The sequence below is a fragment of the Paenibacillus sp. FSL R5-0517 genome (assembly GCF_037974355.1).
GTDB lineage: Bacteria > Bacillota > Bacilli > Paenibacillales > Paenibacillaceae > Paenibacillus.
Genome location: NZ_CP150235.1, coordinates 935,674 through 959,672 on the forward strand (window position 1 = coordinate 935,674; position 23,999 = coordinate 959,672).

Consider the following 23,999-nt stretch of genomic DNA (forward strand, 5'->3'; position numbering starts at 1 on the left):
AAAAGCGATGCTACATTCTATTTGAAAATTGATCTTCCATAAATTCTTCATGCTTGATTACGCAGTATGAACCCTCGAAATTACAATTTTCCATAAACTTAACCTTCTCAAAGTCAACCTTTGTCAAGTCGGCTCCTTCAAAAATCACATTATTTAATACTGCATTATCAAAACAAGAATGTGATAGATTAGCTTTATGAAAATTTGTGTTGTTCAATAATGCATTTTTAAAATTACAACCACGTAGTGAAGAATTTGAAAAATCCGTATATTCTAATTCTGTACTTGAAAATATTATCATTTCAAATCTTAATTGACTTTTATTATTTAGATTTTTTAAATTCGCTTTATAGAAGTTAGAATTTGAGAAGTCAGTTTTGTAAATAGTTGCATGCTCCAATTGTGCCCAATTAAAATAGGCATGTCGAGCGTAAGCTTCATATAAATAAACTCCGGTCATATTACATTCATTAAAATGAGTTCTTTCTAACTGAGAATAACTTAATTTAGCTCCTTTGAAATTTGCTCCATCACACATAGAATGAACTAAATTAGAGTAGTGCATTGCTCCTGACTCAAAGTTTATGTAGGATAAGTCAGCCCTATATAAATCCGCCATGTCAAGACATTGATTAGATATGTCTAGATGTCTTAAATATGACATAACGATTGCGTTTGTTGCACCAGTACGTTGTCCAGTTATCATTTTTAAAATAGTACCAAAACTGTTTTCTAAATCCCAATTAATTTTTAGTGATTGGTCGATATGGCTAGAAGCCAAGCTAAGTAAAATAATCAAAGATTCAAAAGTGTTGTTAGAGTATATCCTTTCTAATGAAAAGGATGGCCTAGGATCAAGTCTGTCAACAGGTACGTCAAATTTAATACAGTAATTTAATAACTCTCCTAATGTCACTTGGAGTCTTTGTATTTCCTTCACACTTAGAAAATCAAGCTCTCCTTTTATAAAGTTGATTAAATAAGTGTCAATCTTAGCTGACCCACATAAATTAATAAAGTAAACAACTGCTGATTTAGTATCCCATCCATCATCAGGATCATCTGCTCTTCTAGAAAGCATTTTATTTATATGTTTTAATGATAAGATAATTCTCCGAGAAGCTAAATACTCTCCGAAACTCTTATGGGTGAATTCAAAAGTGTTATCGCCCATATTATTTGCTCCTGATTCTCTGAAATAGAATGCAGTTAGGAGCCTAGTGACTCCATTAGCGGCGCCTTCTTGAAATCTATTTAACAAATCTTTTAACCCATTGTTTTGAGAGTAGTTTTCTATATCCCTTATTGTGGTGGTTCGACCTGAACCGTGCCAAACCGAGACAGCTATAACCTCTAGGATACGAATGAATTGTTCTAAAGTAGTGTCTTTTATTGATGGGTGCTTATTATTGGCCCATCCTCGTTCATAGACTGCTTGTAGTAAGTCATTATATATTGCGTTTAAATTGTTATTTTTATTAAAATCAATCTTATCTCTCATAAAACTTAATGCCACTAAATAATTTAGTAAGGGCTGAGAAGTTATTTCTTCGAGACTTTCTCCAGTTAAGGTATCAGGTATAGAGGTAAAGTTTTGGCCACTTGCCAATCCATAAAGTTTCCACCAAGTTTTTCTTTGATCTGTTTCTAAAAGCTTATTAGGATCATAATAGTCATCCTTGTCGTCGTGGCTAATATAGTATGGAAGTATTTCAAATATTTGATTAGGCCGCCTAAACTGATCTTTGCTTTGCTGTATACTTAGTTCTCTACCTGTCATGATGACCTGAATTCTTATTTCTTCCATATTAAAGCGATCTACTTTACGTTGTACTTCCTCAACAAATTGTCTGGCTATCTCATTTGCTAACTTTCCTTGTCTAGATAGTTCATCCAAACCATCAAAAAAAACAATTATTCTTTCCTCACCATTTTGAGGATCTAAGGGGTTATGGATGAGGTACTTATCATATTTCACGAATCGTCCTACTGCCTCAATTAAGTCATCGGACAATTCAAAATGATGCAATGGAATAAATAACACAGGTATACTTTGCTTTTCGGCTAATTTTGCCGAGTATATTTTTGCAAAAGAAGACTTCCCTGATCCGGGACCTCCACTTATAACACGAATAGCATCATTTTTATCAGCTGTATGTAACCAGTTATCTAATTCTTTCTCTAAATCAATAACGACCTTTTTATTAGGAGGAAGTGAAAAATCAATATCTCCCAACTTTGAATTATCCTGAGATTTTTTGTTATAGTATGCCCGCAGAGGAACATAGATTTTTCTCAAACTAAATGCTTCATCAAACATTCTTTTTTCAGTTTCTTTTCGCAAATAAGTGGTATAGCGCAACCAAGAAAGTTGTCTTTCATTAGCTCTCATAAAAGGAGAATCAAAGTATTCTGAAATACTTTTATATTGTTCTGGCCTTGCTTTCCACTCTTCATGGAGAGCAAAGGTGAAAAATACGGGTAATCGATCAGTTATTGAAGTGATTTGACTTGCTGAGAGATTGAATCCGTCTAACCATTGTGCAAACGGTATTTTTACAGTGCTTAATATTTTCAAGGATTTAGGGTTAGAAAAGAAGTTTCTATCAATCTCAAATATTTCATTCTCTAAAGATAGATCAATTCTCATGCTGAGACTTTCTATATCTATTTCTGTGATATTAAATAATTCACGACTTTCTTCAACTATATTTCTTATAGCTTCAGTAAGAGATCTATAAATTAGAAGCCAGGCTAGATGTGTTACCTCCTTCTCAAGTCCAAGTGAAAGTAATGCTTCATAACTGTTATTAATAACCTCTTTAGAATCTAAGAATACTCCTCCAATTGTTGCTTTTCCTAAAGACTTAAAAAAATCATTCCAATTAGCCTTCATTGATTGGTTCAAATTTTTTATGCTCTTTCTGACAACCAAAGTCTCCATGTTAACACCTCCAAGTAAATAAAAAAATTATAGCATTCGAGGGTTACAAAAAACTACAATATATGTAGCCAAACTGATTATTTTATTTTTAAATAAATAATATTTTCAAGATGAGATATACTTTGAGTTTATTCTACGAGAAAATGATCTTGTGGTATTCGAAGGTATTTATAATAAAATTGATAGCGTATTCGCGAGGTGTTATTTTGAGGTGGAATCTATTCTATGAGTTCGAGGTGACCCATGGTGGCTATTCGTGCTAAGCAGATTTTTGTCAATTTACCTGTTCAAGATTTGAAGAAATCCGTTGAATTTTTTACCAAGGTGGGGTTTGAGTTTGAAGCTAATTTTACGGATGAGTCCGCTACTTGTATGATCATCGGGGAAAACATTTATGCCATGCTTCTGGTTGAGGAACGTTTCCAATCCTTCATCTCGAAAAAAATCTCCAATGCTGCCGAAACAACCGAAGTCATCGTTGCTCTGTCTGTAGATAGCCGTGAGCAGGTAGATGTCATAGTACAAGCTGCCCTCAATGCAGGAGGCAAGCCATCCAACGAACCACAGAATCATGGATTCATGTATGGATGGAGTTTTCAAGATCTGGATGATCATCTGTGGGAAGTATCCTATATGGATATAAGCGCTTTTCCTTCAGAGTGACATAATGAAAATAACTAGGGCAATACTAGGAAGGTTCTATTTTTGTTAGTCATACCTTTTTGATTGCTTATATTCGATGCATCTGTTAAAATACAGAACGAATGTTCAGTATGCATGGAACGGAGTGAATGGAATGAATATGAATAAAAAACAACTTCAAACCGAGCAGACCAAGAAGAAACTTGCGGATGCTTCCAAAGCCCTTTTTGTACAGAAAGGCTATAAAGCAACGTCCATTGAGGATATTGTAGCTGCGACGGGTAGCAGTAAAGGCAATATATATTATCATTTTAAAAGCAAAGAAGGTCTGTTCCTTTATCTAATCGATGAGTGGGATCGGGAGTGGGAAGCGAGCTGGGCGGCCAAGGAACATCTCTATCGCACGTCCACGGAAAAGATTTACGGACTGGCTGAACAACTCGTCATGGATGACATGAATCATCCACTGACGAAGGCGGCTGATGAGTTCTTCACTGGGGAGAAGAAAGAAAATGATATTGAGGAACGGATCTCCTTGATGTTTGAGCGGCATATTCAATTTAATAAACAAATGATAGAACAAGGCATTGAGAGCGGCGAGTTCAAAGCAGACAATGTAGATCATCTCGCACTGATCTTGGAAAGTACCATTATTGGCCTAAGCCAGATGTCACGGGGCATGGAACCTGAACAGGCTCTTGCGTTATACCGCCAGGCTGCCAGTGTATTCTTGCATGGCATTGCAAAAGATAAAGCTTAAGCAACATTTTGACAACTACGGAGGATGGAATCATGGCATTATTAACACGGAACAGGGGCGCATTGCTGCTGTTAATGTTTAATATTTTTCTTGTTTTTACGGGTATTGGCCTGGTTGTGCCGATTATGCCTGCGTATATGGATCTTCTCCAAATCACTGGCTTCACAGTTGGATTGCTGGTCGCGGCATTTTCCTTTACACAGTTTCTGTTCTCCCCGCTTGCGGGTCGTTGGTCGGATACGTGGGGACGTAAAAAAATTATCGTTGGCGGTATGCTGATCTTTGCCGTATCGGAGTTTATGTTTGGTGCGGTTAATGCACCGGTGCTGCTCTTCGCAGCCCGTATGCTTGGTGGGATTGGAGCAGCGATGATCTTCCCAGCGGTTATGGCTTACACTGCGGATATTACTACGGAGGAAGAACGGGGTAAAGGGATGGGCTTGATCAATGCAGCCATTACAACCGGATTTATCATCGGACCGGGAATTGGTGGATACATTGCTGACTTTGGCATTCGAATTCCGTTTTACGCCGCAGGGGTTGCCGGTTTGCTGGCATCCATCATTACATTAATTATTTTGCCTGAATCTACCCGAAGCACAGGAGAGCAAAGTAAACCTGTGGCTGGCGAGTCGAATGTCAAAGCTCCGGGCATGATATCTCAATTACTGAATTCGTACCGTGAACCCTACTTCTTCAGCTTGATTATTGTGTTTGTTATGGCATTTGGTCTGGCAAACTATGAGACCGTATTTTCATTGTTTGTGGATCACAAGTTTGGTTTCACCACGAAAGACATTGCATTCATTATTACATTTGGTTCCATCGCGGGTGCGGTGGTGCAAGTATCCCTGATTGGTTGGTTGCTCAACCGATTTGGTGAAAAGATGGTCATTTCAGTCTGTCTGTTGTTTGTAGCCGTATTTGTATTGTTGACCTTGTTCGTGCACACGTATTGGCTCATTCTTGTCGTAACGTTTATCGTGTTTCTGGGTATGGATATTTTGCGTCCGGCCATCAGTACACAGATGTCCAAACTGGCACAGGAACAGCAGGGTTTTGTGGCTGGACTGAATTCGGCGTATACCAGCTTGGGGAATATCGCAGGTCCGATTGTGGCTGGAGCACTGTTCGATGTGAATATTAACTATCCTTACGTTTCAGCAGCAGCTGTTCTGGCGATCTGTTTCCTGTTATCCCTGCGGGTACTTCGAGGAGGCAAAACGGTGAAACAACCGAAGACTGAGATGTAATTGTATTATTGGAAATGAAGTACACTAACACAAAAAAACAGTCGATCACACCTAACGTGTGGTCGACTGTTTTTTATTATGTTATTAAAGGATTACGGTATTAACGAATTTCTCCATTCGTTTCAATCAGTTTTTGATACCAGTGGAAACTTTGTTTGCGGATACGTCTCAATTCCTTGATATCGAATTCCTCACGATCCACATAGATGAATCCATAACGTTTGCTTGACCCTTGATGTGTGCTAACCAGATCGATCGCAGACCAAGGGCAGAAGCCAAATACATCTACGCCGTCCGTGATCGCTAGTTGAATCTGTTCGATATGTTTATTGAAAAATTCAATACGATACGGATCGTTAACCACGTCGCCTTCCTCCAGTTTATCAAATGCACCCAGACCATTTTCCGTAACAATCAATGGCAGGTGATAGCGAGAGTAGATCTGACGCAGGGTAGAGCGGAAGCCGACCGGATCAATTTCCCAACCAAACTCCGTTTTTTGCAGATTGGGATTCACAGATCCTCTATATGCGCCCGGTTCACCTACGATTTCATGCTGGTCTCCTGTATGGGAGAAGTCATTACCATCGTTCAGACTTTCACCAACCGTCTGGGAAGTGTAGTAGTTAAACGCAATAAAGTCAGGATTTCCTTGCGCCAGGATGTCCATATCTCCGTCTTCAATGATGGGAGTATATCCTTTCTCTTCGAGATAACTCCAGGCAATATGATTATAACGTCCGTATACCGCCATATCGAGATAGAGCCAGTTACGAATGGCAGCATAGTTATCAGCCGCGAGTGTATCTTCTGGTTTGGAGCTCGCCGGGTAAATTACACCGATATTGGGAGCTGGGCCAATCTTGGCTTCAGCCAGCATATCATGACATAGGACCATGGCTTTAGCTTGAGCAACCAGCATATGGTGATTTTGCTGATACAGTGTTTTTTGCGGATCAACAAGTGTTGTATCCAGTGTCCCCAGAGAGCCAGGATGCAGGATCAGCATATTTTGTTCGTTAATGGTCAACCAATATTTAACCCGATCTCCGTAGTTCTCATAAAGGGTCTTGGCATATTGTTCAAATGCATCAATTGTGGCACGGTTGGACCAGCCTCCTTTTTCTTCAAGCGCATAAGGAAGGTCGAAGTGATACATGGTCACAATGGGCTCAATACCATATTTAATTAATTCATTAATGAGAGAATCGTAAAAGGCTAGACCCTTAGGATTCACTTCACCTGCTCCTTGCGGATAGATGCGTGTCCATGCGATCGAGAAACGATAGGCTTTAAAGCCCATTTCAGCCAGCAATGCTACATCTTCTTTGTACATATGATAGTGATCACTGGTTACTTTGAAGTCGGTTACACCTTCGACATGGTTTCCCATGTCGATGACAGAAGGGCCTTTACCATCTTCATTCCAGGCTCCCTCAATCTGATAGGCAGAGGTTGAACCTCCCCAGAAGAAATCTTTAGGAAATGGTTTTAGTTGAGTATGTTTCATGGTTAGTTCCTCCTAAGTTGAATTCGTATAAGATAAGTTGTGTCAGACAACGAGAGTCAGCAGGACATCATTTTTCTCTACCTGCTCTTGATTCGTTTCGAACACATCCACTTCTTGCTTCGTTAGGGTCACAATGACAGGGGTTACGGTTTCGTATCCGGCTTCCTTGATCTTATCGATGTCAAACTGGATCAACAGATCGCCCTGTCTGACGATATCCCCTTCCTGAACGACAGGAGAGAAGTGTTTTCCTTTCAGCGCTACGGTGTTGATGCCGATATGAATCAGAATCTCCGTACCTGCATTGGTTGTTAATCCAATGGCATGTCCAGTCGGGAAGAGGGAAGTGACAACACCGTCTACCGGAGCAACAACTTCACCAATCTCAGGCACAATCGCCAAACCTTTGCCCATAGCACCAGTCGAGAAGGCTGGGTCATTAATGGTGTTCAGTGCTACGGCTTTACCTGTAAGTGGGCTATAAATTTGTTCTTTCTTGATCTCCGTTGTTTTGGTCTCAGGTATGACAGGAAGCTCTACCGGCGTACTTTCAGCTGATGTGCTGGAACCAGATTCATTTTTCTCGGAAGCTGTGTCTTTCGTTTTGCTTTCATAACCAAACATCACCGTTAATACCGCGGCTACCGCAAAGGAGCAGGCAATCGCAATCACGTAGACAACCGTTGGTGTGTAGACAGGAATGGCAAAAATATTGTGGAACACATAAGCAGTCATTTTAACGCCAAAGTGACCATTAATGGCACCGCCGATCGCACCTGCGATAACTACGATAGGAATCACACGTTTATAACGCAAGATCAGACCGTATACGATTGGTTCAGTTACTCCTGCAAGTAAACCGGTAAGGCTGGTCGAGCCAGCAAGGGTTCGCAGGGTTTTATTCTTTTTGGCTTTCAGGAAAATACCGAAGGCTACACCGATTTGTGCAAATACAGCTGCAGCAGCCATGGCTTCAATCGGATCGCCGCCAACCCCGATATTCTGTATCGTGATGGGAGTGAAGCCCCAGTGGAGTCCAAAGACAACCATGAAGGTCATGAATCCACCGAGTACAATCCCTGATAATATACCGCTGACACCAATGAGCCAAGTTACACCGGAGGAGATCCAGTCACCTACTGTAGTGCCGAATGGTCCGAAGGCCATGGCGGGCAGCGGAACCATAATCATCAGAGCAATCATTGGTACAAGGAACAATTGCAGGTCTTTCAAAATGATTTTTTTGAGTAACTTATCAAGAACAGCATAGATACTAATCGATATGAAGATTGGGAATACGCTGGCTGAATAATTCATCATCACAACCGGTATACCCAGGAACGATACATCTGAGCCCTTATCCATCAGCCCGGTGAAGCTCGGTTCCATCAGAGCGGCACCAATTACGCCAGCTACATAAGGATTGGCTTTCAGCTTCATACCCAGTGTGATCCCAAGGAAAATGGGCAAGAAATAAAATACAGCGTTGCCGGCAGCGGATAAAATCAAGTATGTGTCACTTGTATCCGACATCCATCCGAGCATGGTAAGGACAGTCAGCAAAGCTTTTAGCATACCTGATCCTGCCATAGCCGGGATTAACGGCGAGAAACTTCCGGATATAATTTCAAAAACTTTGGATAACAGCGAGGTTTTTTCCCCTGTGGACTCAGCCGATGAGGAGGAATCTCCTCCAAAATCCCGGTTTTTCATAATCTCCGCATATACATGAGCCACGTTACTACCGATGACCACCTGGAACTGGCCGCCGCTTTCGACAACGGTAATAATGCCGTCGTGTTTTTCGAGCGTTTCGCGTTCTGCCTTTTTCGAATCTTTCAGGTCAAATCTCAGCCGGGTCGCACAGTGGACAAGACCATTGATATTGGCTTCTCCGCCGACGAGACGAACGATGTCATCCCCCATTTTTTTATGATCCATGTTCATTCTCCTTTGTTGTTAAGATTGCCTGAAAACAAAAAAATACCTAAACGAATGGCTATGATCATCGGAAAGATGACCTGTTGCCAATCATTTAGGTATCGCCTGCTTGAGCAGTAACAATCCTTGTCGTTAAGTTGTGAGACCTACTATATATGACGCCGTAATCGTTTGCAAGCTTTTTTTATTCCGCGTCAAGCAACTCGTTACGGGAAGTGACACGTTGAATATGGATCGTCAAATACACCTTTTCATCAATGGACATGGCACTTTCAAACTTGTCTTCAAGATAATGATTAATCAACTGGGTGCACTGAAAAGCCTTGCTATATTTGTCTTTCACCTGCTCATACAGAAAGTTATCGCCTGAAGCAAATTGCTCCTGTTCATTACTTAACATTCGCTGCACAAAGTATTGCAGATGGGTAATAAACCGGGAATAATTAAATGAATTTTCATCCAGGGCGATGTGGTAATGGTTGGTCACAATGTTGAAGATATCATCAATAACTTCGGTAATTTCAACGGTCTGTTTCATGCCTTGAGCATCTTGGCGTGCGTTGACAAAATGCATGGCAATAAAACTTGCCTCATGTTCATCCATTTGGATGCCGAATTGTTCCTGGATCAGCTCCACAGCATTCATACCAACCCCAAATTCCTTCTTGTAAAACTTCTTAATTTGCCACAAAAGGGAATTCTTCAGCCCGACGGATTTACGGTACCGGGTAATGGCAAACTGAATATGATCGATCAATGATATATAGATATTATCACTAAAAATATCGCCCATTTCCTTTTTGGCATGACCAACAATTTCGTCTGCTAACTTCAAATATTCAACCGATGTTTCCCCAATCAGATCAATGAGCTTTTGCGGTATTTTATCTGATTTCAGCACAAAGGTTTTTTCAATTTTATCCTCATCCACGGGCTGGCCGTTTTTCTTTTTGAAGCCGAGACCGTTGCCAATGACAACAAATTCGTGACCAACCTGGTTCTCAGCCCGGATGACATTGTTGTTGAAAATCTGACGAATGATCATATATGTGTTTCACCTCAATGGTCATAATAATAACAAAAAACCCAAACTAAGGCTCCATAGACAGCCTTGGTTTGGGTATCGCCTGCTTACCAGTAACAATCCCGAAGAAGATACAGCTTCCTCTTTCAATTATGTCCACTATACCGCTTTCATAACAGAATAACAATACAATGATTTATGGAAATGGACGTAAAGACGTGGATTTTTGGTATAATAAGAGATGCTGGAAGTGAATTAGATGGGCTGGGTTGCATAATAAGTTACCGAGGACGGTCATTTTTAAGCATATACAGGATTATTGGAGTGATAACATGAGTAAAGCAAAAGGTAAAGGCGGCACCGGCCGTGGCACGGGAAAAAAAGGCTGGAACCGATGGCAAGCCGCCGCTAACCGGGCAAAAAGTACACCGAAGCCTTATAAAAGTAAAGGTACGAAGAAGAAGGACGATACCGAAACTTCAAGTGGCAAGCCCGAGTAAGTGTGGTTTGACGATGCCAGAGGAGAGAGCTGCCTGACTAACGGGTGGGTCTCTTTTTGTTTGGAAATATAGAAAATTAAATTGACAGTAGTGTAGATTTGGTAATAATATAGAGCTTACGCAAATTAGATGGTAGTGCTACTATATGGAGAAAGGAGCATCAGTATGCCTGTTAATATGGATGAAAATCCACTTGGACTGATTCTGTCACGGACGTATCTGGCATATAAAAAAACAACAACCAGAAATCTGAGTGAACAGGATATTACTCCGGAACAATTTGCAGTTCTGAATGAATTGAGCAAGGCTGGAAGTCATATATCACAGAAAAAACTGGCTGAATTAACCGTTCGGGACCAGACAACTGTGGGTAAAATTATAGACAAGTTGATTCGTAAAGGTCTGGTGACAAGAGAAGAAGATCCACAGGACCGCAGAGCGGTATTGCTTTGTTTGACGGCGGAAGGACTGGAAATGAATAACGTTCTGACACCAAAGGCAAAACATCAAGAGCAAGAGGCACTCGCCGAATGTTCCCCTGAAGAGCTTGAAGTATTCATGAATGTGATGAATCGCATCTATGAAAAGATGAAATAAATTTTTTTGGCCAAATATGTGCATGTGCATATATATGTAGTGCAATTATTTTAATTTTAACTAATGGGAGTCGTGAACGAATGAAAAGCTTCAAAGATTTTCTTAAAGTGCCACAGACAAAAATAGGGTTGGTTTTTGCATTGATTGTTCCACTGTTATTTGTTGTGATCTGGATGACGGGTTATCATCAAGCCACGGAGAGAGTGGATCAACTTCAAGTTGCTTTGGTGAACGAAGATGGGACACAGGGAACAGAGGTGCAGAAGCAGATTGAAACGCTCGCGCCTTTCCATGTCAATGTTCTGAATTCTTCACAGGAAGCCGAGAAACAGATGAATGCGGGTAACTATGCGATGGTTATTGTTATTCCGGAAGGATTCACTGACCAGATTGCAGGCGGTACAGACGCGAGTTTGTCCTTTTATATCAATCAGGGAAATGCCGATGTAGCCAAATCCATTGTGGAACATGCGGCGACCGGAATGACTGCACAAATGGGTCAAGGGATTCTGGAATCCAAGGTTCAAGTGACACTTAATAACGATAGTATAAACAGCGATGAACTGAGTTCAGCTATTGGACAAGCGATGGCGAAGATGAATGAAGGGCCTGTGAAGGCTGAAATTAATAAAACGAACAGTGTCAGTGATTTTGCTACATCGATGTTGCCTATGATTCTGGGTTTTATCACCTACATTGCTTCGATGACCATGAACATCCAGTTCAATATTACGTCGAATATCATGAAGCGAACCCATTCCAAGTGGGAAATCTTCTGGGGACGGCAAATACTGTTATTGTGTATAGCTGTGATTGTTCCCCTAATTGTTGATACAGTGGCTCTTCAGTTCACGGATGTGGCGAGCTCCTTCGGCGCGTTGTATCTGTATCATGTGCTGGTGAGTCTGGCTTGTATCTGTTTTACACAAATGAGTTTTGCCCTGTTTGGTAATGCAGGCCCTCTATTTAATGTGGCGATGGTTCCACTCCAGTTGATGACTGCAGGAAATATCATTCCAGCCGAGATGCTGGCGCCATTCTACCGTTATATTGGAAACTTTCTGCCCGCTTCCAATGGGGTACAGGGATTTATGCGTTTGATCTATAGTGGAGAAGCCGTAGGTGGATACATGGTTCATCTTCTGTTGATCGCGGTTATAACGTGGGTGATTACGCTGCTGCGAGTTGGCATGCAAAAGAATAAGTCTGTCCAACCCACGGTCGCAGCGGTTACAGCCTAAACATAATAAGAAAGATCTGATGTGCAGCAACGATCCTGAAGATACGATATATCGTATCTTCAGGATCGTTGTTTTTGTTATTGAGCCTAATAATCAGAGGTCATGTTTTAACGGTTACGAAGCCAAAATCTGTTTCAGAAAGTACAGTTATTACTTCATACGTGCCTGTTATGACATGAAAGTTTAAGTGATGAGATTGAGTGCTACACTAAGTTTACATAAAAGGCACAACAAATCTAGGAGGTAAACGAATATGCAAACTGTATTTACTGGAGAGAATATTCAATTCAGTTATAACAAAAAGAAACCAGTACTAAAACAATTATCCTTATCGGTTGGGGATCGTCAGATTTACGGCTTACTTGGTCCCAATGGGGCAGGGAAATCTACTTTAACCAGAGTTATGCTTGGGCTGGATAAACCTCAAAATGGTAAAATTCAGTGGTTTAACGAACATCTCAATGCAAGCACAAACAAACGAGTAGGTTATGTTCCACAGGATTTGGCCTTGATTTATGACCTATCTGCTTATGAGAATGTATTGTTTTTCGGTAAACTGTACGGATTAAAGGGAGAGCGTTTGAAGAAACAGGTTCGTTTTGCCCTTGAATTTGTTGGACTGTGGGAAGAACGCAAACAAAAACCTAAAAAATTCTCGGGTGGCATGAAAAGAAGACTCAATATTGCTTGTGGTATTGTCCACAACCCGGATGTCATCATACTGGATGAGCCAACAGTGGGTGTTGATCCACAATCCCGTAATCGAATTTTGGATGCCATTATAGAGTTGAATCAACTTGGAACAACCGTTATCTATATTTCTCACTACATGGAGGAAGTTGAACGAATTTGCTCTCATGTCGGAATTATCGATGATGGACAATTGCTCTGCCAAGGTAAGCTCAATGATGTAATTCAGGAACATACAGACCAGGCTATCATCCGTTTGGAGCTACAACGTAAAAGTACGGCGTACACCAAGCAGCTTGAGGATTATGTTGTATTACTGGCAGAAGGCAACAATGTCGAGTTGGGAGTCCCTAAAAATGACGTGAATGCAATAAGTCAGATCAAAGATTCTTTTGGCGAAGATGTGAAAAGCTTTCAATATATTACCCCTAATCTGGAACAAGTGTTTTTCAAATTAACAAGAAAGAATCTGAGGGATTAGATCTATGTGGACGATATTTGCAACGAGTATGAAGCGTAAGCTTCAGAACCCTGTCGTATTTGTCAATTACATCCTGTTGCCGCTTCTTTTGATTATGATTCTGGGGAATGCATTGTCTGGTGTGTTTCAGACAGGAGATAAGGAAACAAAGTCCACTATCATATCTCAGATTTCAACAGTTGTGGTCAATGAAGATAGTGGAGATGTTGGGAAAAATATTGTTTCATTCCTTAGTAGTGAAGACAACAAAGAGATGTTTAATGTCAAGGTAGGCTCTAGTAGCACACAAGCGCTCAAGATGTTGGAGTCTGGAGAGGTAGAACAGTATATATATCTGCCTAAAGATCTAACAAGTGAGTATGAGAAAAATAAGAACGGTAACATCACGGTGTATGGTAAGGATAATAATATTGAGAAAGTTAATATTACAGACCTGGCCCTATCAGCCTATGGTGATGGCTACCTGGCAATGGAAGTTGCGAGTGCGGGCAATCCGAATATCGTATATTCACATGAGTATAGTAACATGTTGGTTGCTCCGGGAACTGCAACAGAGGCTTCCACGGAGAGTGGTTCCAATATTTCAGCGATGAGCTATTATGGCGTGACTATGTTAGTTCTGATTCTTGTATATGGTTTGGCTAATACCATGAACTTTGTACAGGAAGAGTACAGTGAAGCATTAGGAGATCGTTATCTGGTTAGTCCAATTTCCAAAACAGCATTAATTATGGGGCAGTTTCTAACAGGGTGTACGATATCTATTCTTCAAGGCGCAGTCATTGTATTCTGTGCAAAACTCTTCTTCAACGTCAGCTATGGAGACAACATGATGTTTGTATTCTTCATCATTATCGCAGGTTCAATTTTCTTTAACGCTCTAGGTTTGCTCTTGGGGGTTATTGGACGCCGAATCAAACAAGTGGATGGTGTAGTGACATTGTTGATTCCGGTTATGACATTTGTGGGTGGCGGATTCGTTAAACTTGATATGGGTGAGCTCAGTTCCATAAGCATCAATGAAGTGTTCCAACGTCCAATGTTCGATTATATTGGGCAAGGCGTAATTGATTTGATGCCTGTATTTACTGCCCTTATTGCTGCAATGGGTTTTGTTCTAATTGCAGTGTACTCCCTCACAAGAAAGGAGGCACGATAAGATGCGGGTATTCGAACTGTATTTAAGACGTATTTTCAAGCGAAAACTTACCTTTATCTTAATCTTGTTGTTGCCAGTTGTATTTACGTATTCTGTAGTAGCGCAATATGAGGAAGCAACCAAGGTCACACTTACGATGTATGTAGAAGATTCAGCTGTGAATTCTTATATCACGGATATGCTGAAGAAGCAGAATGTCACCATTACTCAAGCAGCTTCGGCAGATGATGCTATTCATCATAGTACCAATCTGGGAATTGTATTCCCTTCAAGCACTCAGGACATATTTAATGATCCGGATCTGCTCAAGGTGAATAGTTACGTGAATGAGCAGAATTTCAATTCAAACTCGTTGGAGATTAAACTGAATAGTGTATTCTCTGTTTTAAAAACATTGGCCAAAAATGCCACCAGTGAAGAATCATTAACCGCAGGTATGAAAGAAGCTGCAGCAACCAAAGCTCCAATACAAGTGGAACAGAAGATTCTTGGAAACCCTAATGCGGTGGTATTAACGAGTTCATTCAATATGATTGTGTTTATCATTATGTTCCTTACAATGACCAATACACTATTATTCCTTGGTGATAAGGTGCATACCACGACCCAGCGTTTATTACTGGCAGCGAGCAGTAAATTGAGCTACTATGTGCAGACCGTAAGTGTGTTTGCAGTCATCGGTGTAGGACAATTTATACTTATGATTGCTCTGATGACCGGAGTTTTCCAAATTGATCTGTCTTTATCGTTCGGAGAACTTCTATTGCTCGTGTTGGCGTATGGATTACTCAATATGATCGCGGCAGGTATTGGGTTACTGCTTGTAAGTCGTACAACCAAAATGTCTACCGGGCGGTTGCTTATTACCGTAGTATCGCTTCCTCTGGCGATGTTAGGCGGAACACTCTGGCCAAGTTCAATTATGCCTGAAGGCATGCAAAAGATTGCAAGTGTATTGCCTACCCATTGGATTACAGAGTTGAACAATGAGATGTTCAGTGGGTTTACAGGTAACAGTAGCATGATTACAGTGCATATTATCAGTTTGTTCGTCTGTGCTGCGGTTATTTTTGTACTACTGACAAGAGTGAGAACGGAAGATATTTAAGCTCTTCCAGCGTATAAAATATAGCAGAACCTCGTTTTCCCGGTACATCCTCGAATGAAGGGAGATGCCGGGGATACACGATGGAGATCGGAGGACGGATTATCTTGACCATTCAGGTTGCGCAAACCATCGAATTATCCAATCTATCATCTCTACACGAAAAAATTTTGTATGCCGAGAAACATCGTAAGAACTACGATATATTCTTCACCGTGAAATATGATTCTAAGTGGGCGGCTTGTAATATAGCTGATGCTATTGAACGAGTAATGGAAGGCCATAAAGCTTTAGGATTAACCATTGTACAGAAGGAGTCCCAATATGCTTTTTGTTCAAGGCTAAACACGCCTAATTCATTTAGAAGTCATATTTCTCTTCAGGATGTCAAACTGGATGTTTTTGAGGGAGAAGGGTTGGCAAAATACTATATAGATGAAGCGGAGTGCAGAATTGAATTTCTTATCCATCATCTGGTGTTTGATGGCGATTCGATGAACGAGTTCATGACCGCATTGGAATATTCAGTGCTTCATGGTGAGTTCTCTGTTCCTGCTGGTCTGTACGATATGCCAGAGAGGTCCCTAACAATTCGAAAAAAAGATTCATCGATGCTCCATGACTATTTCGAATCCTTTAAGTCCATATCCCATTTCTCTGCTCATGAGCCATTGGAAGATCCCGTTTATGGAAAAGTCAAATTGTCATCACAAGTGTGGGAAGCCATAGGATCATTGGCACAAAAGCTCCGGATTACCAAATTTGGTGTCATATTATATGCAATAGCTCTTGCAACGGAGCGTAGGCAATCCCGTTTCGGGATAGTTATATCACGGCGGAATCATCAGACAGAACAAAATCAGATTGGTAATTATACAGATGTTGTTCCGTATTCATTCCAACTGTCAGAACAGCTGAGTTACAAGGATAACGCCAAAGCTCTGTTCAAGAATTTTTTTGTGGCTATTGAATCTTCAAGTGCATTAACTTATGAGGAATATATGAATCTTATTGGCGTGAAGGGTTTTGACTTGGTCGTCTCTTATACACGAATGTCAGATCCAATTGCCCATTCTGAAGTGTTCTCAACCTTTGTTTTGGGAGATTATTTGTACAAATATGATAACCATACCCAATTCAATGAATATGAAGACGGTCTATATATGGAGTTTCGTTACGATAACACGTTAGTAAAGGGCGTATGTGATTGTTTGGGAGAGATGGTACTTGAATTGGATATTATTAATCTCGATGAGCAGTTAAGTATGAGTGGGCAGGAAGTAAGTATCGAAACAGGTGAAGTTGAGCCAAAAAACAGCCCCACTATTAGTGCTGATAAAGCTCAGCGGAGTTCTACACTCCAACTTTTATTTGAGCGATATAACGAAGAAGATCATCTACTGGATACGGATATCACCTCTTTCGAGATTGCTCAGATCATTACAGATGCCTACGAGTACTATGACGTTCAATTGTCTTACCATGATATTTATACTTCTTCTACAATTAAAGAATTGAAACAAAAACTCAGTAAAAAGTCCATTTCAGAACGGGAGGATGGACCAGAATCGACTAACCTTAATCATTATCATCTTCCTGGCTTTTTGAAAACAATCTTTATTGATAGCTTTCGTTTCATAAATACGGATATGTACAATGTAAGTTATGCTTTACGTCTAACGTCTCAGTCAGCCAGCCATATGGAAAGGGTTAAAGAAGCTATTGAACAGGTTATTCAAGGAAATGATATTTTTTTCACTTCATTTGAAATGCAGGATGGCCAGTTTATAGCTTCAGTAATGCCTCAGCAGCAGGTACATATTGAGTGGGTGGATGTAGGAGATTTAAGCGATCTACAGCGAGATCAAGAAACACTTCGTATACATCCTCACTCACAATTATGGGACTTCAAACTTGTTCATTTGAATTCCACAGGAGATATGTATCTGTACTTCAATATTCATCATATACTTATTGATCATATGGGTATTCAAATCCTAAAAAATCAGATAACAGAGTGTTATAACAATCATAAACCTGTATATTCGCAATATGCTTCATTGGCAGAGGAGTACAGTCATGCTACCTCTATAGCCCTCAAGCAATGGGAAAGTCTTCTTCCGTACAAACAATTCCACAATCCGGGTAAATCTTCTCTTGGTAGTGGATACTTTCATCCATATCACTGGAACCTGGAGATAGGCATACCGAATTTCGAAGAGACAGAATTAAGGATACTAAACGTAGTCCATTATTCATTATCCAGGTATTTTGATTACGAAGAGGGATATATTGGTGCTGTCTATCATGGGCGTGTTATAGCACGAACCAGTCAGGTCATTGGTTCATTTGCCAGAGTCTTACCTTTGTTCTTCTCTACTACGAATTCGGATATTCTGAAGAACAGTCTTTATATTGCAAGAATGAACCAAACGGTATCTTTAATGGATTTGAATGAACATGGATTTAATCTTTCCTATCCTCGTGTTGTTTTTCAAACACTGCAAGAAGGGGAAGAGCCTGAGGATTCATCTATATTTGATCAAACGATTGAATTTGATGGATTATCCAAGTTTCAAATTTTCGTTCAGCTGCGTAGAGGTTTTTCAAATTCCCAACTAAGTGTGTATATCGATAGTAACGTATATGACTCAGAAGAAGAAAGACGGATAATGGTTACTTTTGAGCGATCTTTGAGGGAGTTTCAGATAATACCTATGGATATTGAAGGAGGGGTAACATCAGATGGACCTTCTTCAATCTAGCGAACTGACATATATACAACGAAAAATGTTTATCTGCAATCAATTGCCTGTGTATCGTTTGCCATTCATCTATGAAATTCCAGAACCTGTTAGTCTTAAGGAGGTCTGCACTGCTCTTTTAAAAACAATACAGGAGTGTCAAACCTTACAGACCCGGTATACCTATGATGCGGAGCACCGAATGTTTAATCAAGTTTATCACCGCCTGGATCCACATCAATTTGAAATTCCGCAGATCTATTTAGATGAACATCCCGAAATTTATTTGAAGCAAAGGAAAGAAATGATCGATCTTATCAAAGAATATCCCTGGAGAACTCAATTCGCAGAGTACAAACAAAAGATGTATTTACTAATTGAATTTCACCATATCTGTATTGACGGATGGGGAATTCGAAACTTTGAATCTATGTTTATGGATCACCTTGCAGGGCGATCTCGGAATTCACCAGATACCGGCTTTGGTTTTTACCAACGAATTAATGAGTTACAAACCAACAAGTCTTCTTTTACTAAGGAAGAATTGTTAAGGCTATCTGGACAAAATATGCATGTAACAACTAAAAAAGGTCATTTGGAACGTCTAATAAAACAATTGAAACCTGAACAATTTCAACATATTGAGAAAATTTCAACCTTGTTGAAAGTAACCAGAAATTCAGTTTTTCAAGGATTATGGGAATCGGTATTAGAACAGACTTGCACAGGCAGCGTGTATGGAACTATAGGTAATTGGCGTATGAGTATGGGAGCATTTCATGAGATTGGTTGTTTTGTACAGATGCAGTCCCGAAGAATTGTTAGGGGACGCGACATTTTAGCAACGATCAAACAGATCTCCTTGGATAGTCTCAGTGCATTTGCAAAGCGTGGTAAGGAGCCACACACACTATGTACCAATGATTACCCAGTTGTCTATTCCTATGAAGAAGATATGTTCAGATACTTTCAATATATTCCTGCGGATAACTTAAACAAATTTGAACTATACATCCGTGTTTATCTAGTGAATGGTAACGCACAGATCGAAATCGAATATAATTCAAGCCAATACAGTGAAGAGCAAACTCGTTTTATGTTAGATCTATTTGATACAACGCTGGAAAACTGTCTTGTCTGAAAGGGGGATTTCTGTTGAATGTATTAGAAGAATTAGATTGGAGTTTCAACACGCATAAGGAGAAAATTGCGATTAAGGATTCCTCAAAGACGCTGACGTATGGTCAATTGGATATACTGACAGCCAAGGTAGCAGAACATTTAATGTGGCAAAAAATAGCCAATGAAGATGTGGTAACTATTGAGGCGGAGGATAAGTTGGAGGCGATCATTCTCATGCTTGGAGTTGTCCGAGCGGGGGCTGCATATTGCGTCATTCCACAAGACTATCCGAATCATCGCAAAAATAAAATGCGTACTAAAGTGAATGGCAAAGTCGTACTTCGTAGTCTTAATGAAATAGAGAAGCAAGAGTGTGCTCGTCAAAATGTGTTACAAGACGTATTGGGGGTACAGCAAGCTTCTCGCCAAGCCAACAGTCTTTTATACATTATCTTCACTTCTGGATCAACTGGCGAGCCTAAGGCTGTAGCTATTGAAGATCGATCTATTGAAAAAATTGTGAGACAAAATGAATTCTACGAAGGCAATGTAATTGGTCAATTTGCTCCTCTTGAATTCGATGCATCCGTCTACGAAATTTTTGGCGGATTGCTGAATGGGATGACACTTAGAATGGTAAGTAAGGATGATAGTCTAGACTTTGATATCCTCCCAGAGATTTTGGAAGAGATCGATACGGTATTTCTGACAACACGATTGTTTAATCTATATGTTGAAGAATGTGTGGAGGACTTGAGCAAGTTGCAACTCATCTTAACGGGGGGTGAACGTGCTTCCATCAAACATCTGCATGAAGCGGCGCAATATTGCAATGTGTACAATGTGTATGGCCCAACGGAGACCACAGTCTTTGCCACCCGATATAAGGTAATTGGGGATGAAACAGAGATTCCAATCGGGAAGATGTTTGACCAGGGAAATTCTCTCATTCTGGATGAAAGTGGCATACCGGTTAACCGTGGAGAACAAGGACAGTTATTGTTATCTGACTCAGGTTTGATGAGAGGCTACATCGACAATGACCAAGCGAATGAAAAAGCGTTTGCGTACTGGGAGGGGCAACGCTATTATCGGACAGGCGATGTTGTTTATGAGAGTGCTGGAGGGGAATTGAACTATGTCGAGCGAGCAGATCGGCAGGTTAAAGTCTCTGGATATCGGATTGAACTTGGCGAGATTGAACGTTGTGCATACAACTATGGCCTAAATAAAGAGTGTTTGGCTCATTACGATGGTACACGGCTGTACCTGTTTGTAACAGATATGATCGAACTCGAACCATTCCGTCAGCATCTTCGCAATATACTGCCAGATTATATGATACCAACAGTTAAGGTGGTGGGCAAAATCCCGATGAATAACAATGGTAAAACAGACATGCAAGCAATGAACCGACATAAAGATCAGGAGTCCAAAAGTGTAAACAAGGTTGCAGAAGTAATGACAAGTGTACTCCAAAGTGAGCTAATCATGAGTAAGACTTTTTTGGAGCTGGGTGGTGACTCTATTAAAGCAATGGAAGTCATCTGGAAATTAGGAGGAGAGGGTTATCCGATAGATCTGGATATGCTATTTACACGCACCTTAGGAGAGATTGTGAATGATGTCAAAGCCGGCTAGTGATAGTGAAAAAAGAATCATTAATAGCAGTTTACTGAATCCTACGGCTTACAATATTCCCATGATTGTGAAGTTTGGGGAAGGGCTCAATGTTGCCAAAATGTATAATCTGCTTACATTATACTTTGAACAATTTGATATTTTCCGGACTTCCTATCGAATTGCTTCTGACATTGAGAGATGGATCACGGCAGAAGTACCTACAATTGAAATTTGCTCACAGTCTAAGTTTGAACCTCAAGCAATGCTCGATGCTCACTTGATATCGGTGGAAGATAAAGAGTTAGTCAAAATTGTATTATGTAAGGTGGCTGATGAAACCAATGATTACCTTTTTGTTAATGTACATCATGCGTTACTTGATGGCTTAAGTATTAATCTATTTTTGCAAGATGTGATTGCAGCATATCTCTCGGATGAGCCATTGGCCTTCCAATGCAGTTCGGTGGAAGAACATAAGGATTCTAATATTAACTCACAGCGTAATACAGTTGATTTTGGAGAATATGAAGGATTTAAATCTCGGTTGCTCAACAAACAGATTGAGCATGTGAACTATCGAAGTGAAACTGTGAAACTGGGAAGTATGGTCAAACACAAATACACGGATTTCTCTTTATGTCTGACTGCTTTTGCAATCAGTGTAGCCGGCTGGCTGAACCATAACTCCGTGTATCTGGCTTATCCGTATCTGGGTAGAAATCAGACCAATTTTAGAGCACTTGGAAACTTTGTTCAGTTAGTTCCTTTTCATAAGAGGTTTGATACACAGCATTATTCAAGCGTGGAGCAACTCACTGCAGAAGTTCAACAACAGATATTCAAGGATCTGACAACGAGCAGCCATTATGATGCTGTGAGATATCGGGAGTCCATGAAATGTATGAACATTTTTCGGGATATCATATTTGACTACAAATCAGGAAGTCTGATCGAGACTACGCTTAGTCATGAGCATGCAATAACACTCCATGAAATCGAGACATATCGCGATGAAAAATATGGTCTTCACTTCTCGATATATAAACAACTGAATGAACTTCATATAACAATGATATCCAGCGAATATAGTTCGGAAGACATGGAACAACTGTTATCTATTTTTAGTCGTAATGTCCATGCATTATACGCTGATACGGAAATAGGGCTGGATCAAATGTTACGTTTGAAAGATGAAACTAAGACAGATGGAGATAACGCTTCTCCAAACGTTATCTTAAGAGAAGATAACTATGAAGTTATATACAAAGAGGTATCCGGGATGGTATGCACATTGCTGAATGAACAGACTGTACATGCAGAAGAGAGCTTTTTTGATCTCGGTATGGATTCGACACTCTTGGTAAAGTTCAAAAAAAGAATACGAGAACAATTCAAAGTGAATTTAAAAATAAGTGATTTCTTTAACCACTATACTTCCGAAATGCTGACACATAAAATTCTTGAACGATTATAAGGAGGATAACTCGATATGAAAATTGCATTAATGTTGGCAGGACAAGGAACTAAAATTAGCGAGGAAGTAAAGGAAGCATGGCTGAAAAATAAACAAACACTAAAATGGATTGAGCAAGCAGAGACACAGTTGCAGGAGCCGATCAGAGAGTGGTTCTGTTCTGATCTAAGCCAAGACACACGAAAAGCACAATTGGCAACCTATGTAGGGTCCATGTGCATGTATCAATTGTACCGGGAACATGTGGGTTTATATCCTAGCATCGTTCTTGGACACAGCCTGGGTGAGATTACAGCACTAACCATTGCAGGTGCTCTAAGCTATAGTGAGGGATTAAAACTGGTAGATGTGCGAGGAACTGCCATGAAAAAAGCAATTGATACACAAGAAAGTACGGGTATGACAGCTGTGTTTGCTTCACCGGAGAAGGTTGAATCGTGGTTGAGCGATAGACAAGATATCTATATAGCCAATTATAATTCTTCTAAGCAAACGGTCATTGCGGGTAAGAAGACTGATCTACAGGACTTCGTCAAACAAAACAAGGTAGAGTCTGTTCCTTTAGGAGTCAGTGGCGCTTTTCATACTCATTACATGCAGGCAGCGGCAGACGAAGTTTACAATCAGTTGAACAGTTTCTCGTTTAACCCATATTGGAGTACTGAAGTCATTAGCAACGAATTCGCAAGACCGTATCAGCCTTCTAATGTTCAGAAGGGGATATCCAGTCAGATGGTAAATCCCGTCTGTTGGACACAGTCTGTAGATTATGCAGTGAAGCAGGGCATTCAAGTATTCATTGATTTATCCCCGAACGGAATGTTTGTCAAAATGCTTGGAAATCAGGTACAAGTGCACGCCCTCCACAACGAAGAGCAACTCTCAAAGCTTAGTAATGAACTGAAGGACGACATCGAAGTCAATAAAAACTACAGTGTCTTTTCGCGAGCACTAGGGATTATTGTCTCGACCAAAAATAATAATGAAGATTCGGAAGCATATGAAAATATTGTGATTAGTGGATATAACCAGATCAAATCACAGATTGGGAAAGAGGCAACGGCTGAGGATGTAGAAAAAACGTTATCCTTGTTGGAGCTCATTCTTCGGACCAAAAAAGTTCCAGAGGAACAAATCATGCATTATCGTAACAAATTAGCCTGGAAAGCGGGATAAATTCCTGGAAGCT

At 40.3% G+C, this 23,999-nt stretch carries 18 protein-coding genes; 14 read left to right on the forward strand and 4 right to left on the reverse strand.

The features are described 5' to 3' along the window. Positions 1–10: 10 nt before the first annotated feature. Positions 11–2,944, reverse strand: coding sequence for a pentapeptide repeat-containing protein (locus tag MKX40_RS04265; RefSeq protein WP_339239634.1), 2,934 nt, complete (start codon positions 2,942–2,944; stop codon positions 11–13). Between the two features lie 246 nt (positions 2,945–3,190). Here MKX40_RS04265 and MKX40_RS04270 point away from each other — a divergent pair, with 246 nt between their 5' ends. The 3 genes from MKX40_RS04270 (at position 3,191) to MKX40_RS04280 (ending at position 5,599) form a co-directional block, all read left to right on the forward strand. Continuing rightward, positions 3,191–3,607, forward strand: coding sequence for a VOC family protein (locus MKX40_RS04270; protein ID WP_339242910.1), 417 nt, complete (start codon positions 3,191–3,193; stop codon positions 3,605–3,607). 139 nt (positions 3,608–3,746) lie between these two features. Beyond that, entirely contained in the window at positions 3,747–4,346 is a 600-nt protein-coding gene (locus tag MKX40_RS04275) for a TetR family transcriptional regulator C-terminal domain-containing protein (protein ID WP_339242912.1), read from the forward strand. Between the two features lie 32 nt (positions 4,347–4,378). Further along, a complete protein-coding gene (locus MKX40_RS04280) occupies positions 4,379–5,599 on the forward strand; it encodes an MFS transporter (protein ID WP_339239635.1) in 1,221 nt (406 codons plus the stop codon). Between the two features lie 100 nt (positions 5,600–5,699). Here MKX40_RS04280 and MKX40_RS04285 read toward each other — a convergent pair whose 3' ends face one another. The 3 genes from MKX40_RS04285 to MKX40_RS04295 all read right to left on the reverse strand — a co-directional run bounded on the left by MKX40_RS04285 (position 5,700) and on the right by MKX40_RS04295 (position 10,095). Continuing rightward, positions 5,700–7,109, reverse strand: a complete 1,410-nt coding sequence (locus MKX40_RS04285; protein ID WP_339239636.1) for a glycoside hydrolase family 1 protein — start codon at positions 7,107–7,109, stop codon at positions 5,700–5,702. 42 nt (positions 7,110–7,151) lie between these two features. After that, positions 7,152–9,050 (reverse strand): beta-glucoside-specific PTS transporter subunit IIABC, encoded by a 1,899-nt coding sequence (locus MKX40_RS04290; RefSeq protein WP_339239638.1) that lies wholly within the window; start codon positions 9,048–9,050, stop codon positions 7,152–7,154. A 184-nt stretch (positions 9,051–9,234) separates the two neighbouring features. Next, a complete protein-coding gene (locus tag MKX40_RS04295) occupies positions 9,235–10,095 on the reverse strand; it encodes a PRD domain-containing protein (protein WP_339239640.1) in 861 nt (286 codons plus the stop codon). A 311-nt stretch (positions 10,096–10,406) separates the two neighbouring features. Between MKX40_RS04295 and MKX40_RS04300 the strand changes: the two genes are divergently transcribed. From MKX40_RS04300 to MKX40_RS04350, 11 genes are all read left to right on the forward strand, one after another. Next, entirely contained in the window at positions 10,407–10,574 is a 168-nt protein-coding gene (locus MKX40_RS04300) for a DUF3934 family protein (RefSeq protein ID WP_076333364.1), read from the forward strand. A gap of 165 nt (positions 10,575–10,739) precedes the next feature. Beyond that, positions 10,740–11,171 carry a MarR family transcriptional regulator gene (locus MKX40_RS04305; protein ID WP_339239642.1) on the forward strand — a complete coding sequence of 144 codons (432 nt, stop codon included), beginning with the start codon at positions 10,740–10,742 and terminating at the stop codon, positions 11,169–11,171. Positions 11,172–11,251: 80 nt separating this feature from the next. After that, entirely contained in the window at positions 11,252–12,412 is a 1,161-nt protein-coding gene (locus tag MKX40_RS04310; protein WP_339239644.1) for an ABC transporter permease, read from the forward strand. 253 nt (positions 12,413–12,665) lie between these two features. Then, a complete protein-coding gene (locus MKX40_RS04315; RefSeq protein ID WP_339239647.1) occupies positions 12,666–13,583 on the forward strand; it encodes an ABC transporter ATP-binding protein in 918 nt (305 codons plus the stop codon). 4 nt (positions 13,584–13,587) lie between these two features. Then, entirely contained in the window at positions 13,588–14,742 is a 1,155-nt protein-coding gene (locus MKX40_RS04320; protein ID WP_339239650.1) for an ABC transporter permease, read from the forward strand. Position 14,743: 1 nt separating this feature from the next. After that, the gene (locus MKX40_RS04325) at positions 14,744–15,850 is read left to right on the forward strand and encodes an ABC transporter permease (protein WP_339239653.1); all 1,107 of its coding nucleotides are present in this window, start codon (positions 14,744–14,746) and stop codon (positions 15,848–15,850) included. A gap of 104 nt (positions 15,851–15,954) precedes the next feature. Beyond that, entirely contained in the window at positions 15,955–18,612 is a 2,658-nt protein-coding gene (locus MKX40_RS04330) for a condensation domain-containing protein (RefSeq protein WP_339239655.1), read from the forward strand. Beyond that, on the forward strand, positions 18,593–19,732 hold the full coding sequence (locus MKX40_RS04335; RefSeq protein ID WP_339239659.1) for a condensation domain-containing protein: 1,140 nt from the start codon (positions 18,593–18,595) through the stop codon (positions 19,730–19,732). Before MKX40_RS04330 ends, MKX40_RS04335 begins: the two co-directional genes overlap by 20 nt. Positions 19,733–19,746: 14 nt before the next feature. Then, a complete protein-coding gene (locus tag MKX40_RS04340; protein ID WP_339239660.1) occupies positions 19,747–21,354 on the forward strand; it encodes a non-ribosomal peptide synthetase in 1,608 nt (535 codons plus the stop codon). Further along, positions 21,335–22,810 carry a condensation domain-containing protein gene (locus tag MKX40_RS04345; RefSeq protein ID WP_339239661.1) on the forward strand — a complete coding sequence of 492 codons (1,476 nt, stop codon included), beginning with the start codon at positions 21,335–21,337 and terminating at the stop codon, positions 22,808–22,810. The genes MKX40_RS04340 and MKX40_RS04345 overlap by 20 nt, the downstream gene beginning before the upstream one ends. Positions 22,811–22,825: 15 nt before the next feature. Continuing rightward, positions 22,826–23,986 (forward strand): ACP S-malonyltransferase, encoded by a 1,161-nt coding sequence (locus tag MKX40_RS04350; protein WP_339239663.1) that lies wholly within the window; start codon positions 22,826–22,828, stop codon positions 23,984–23,986. The last annotated feature ends 13 nt before the right edge of the window (positions 23,987–23,999 follow it).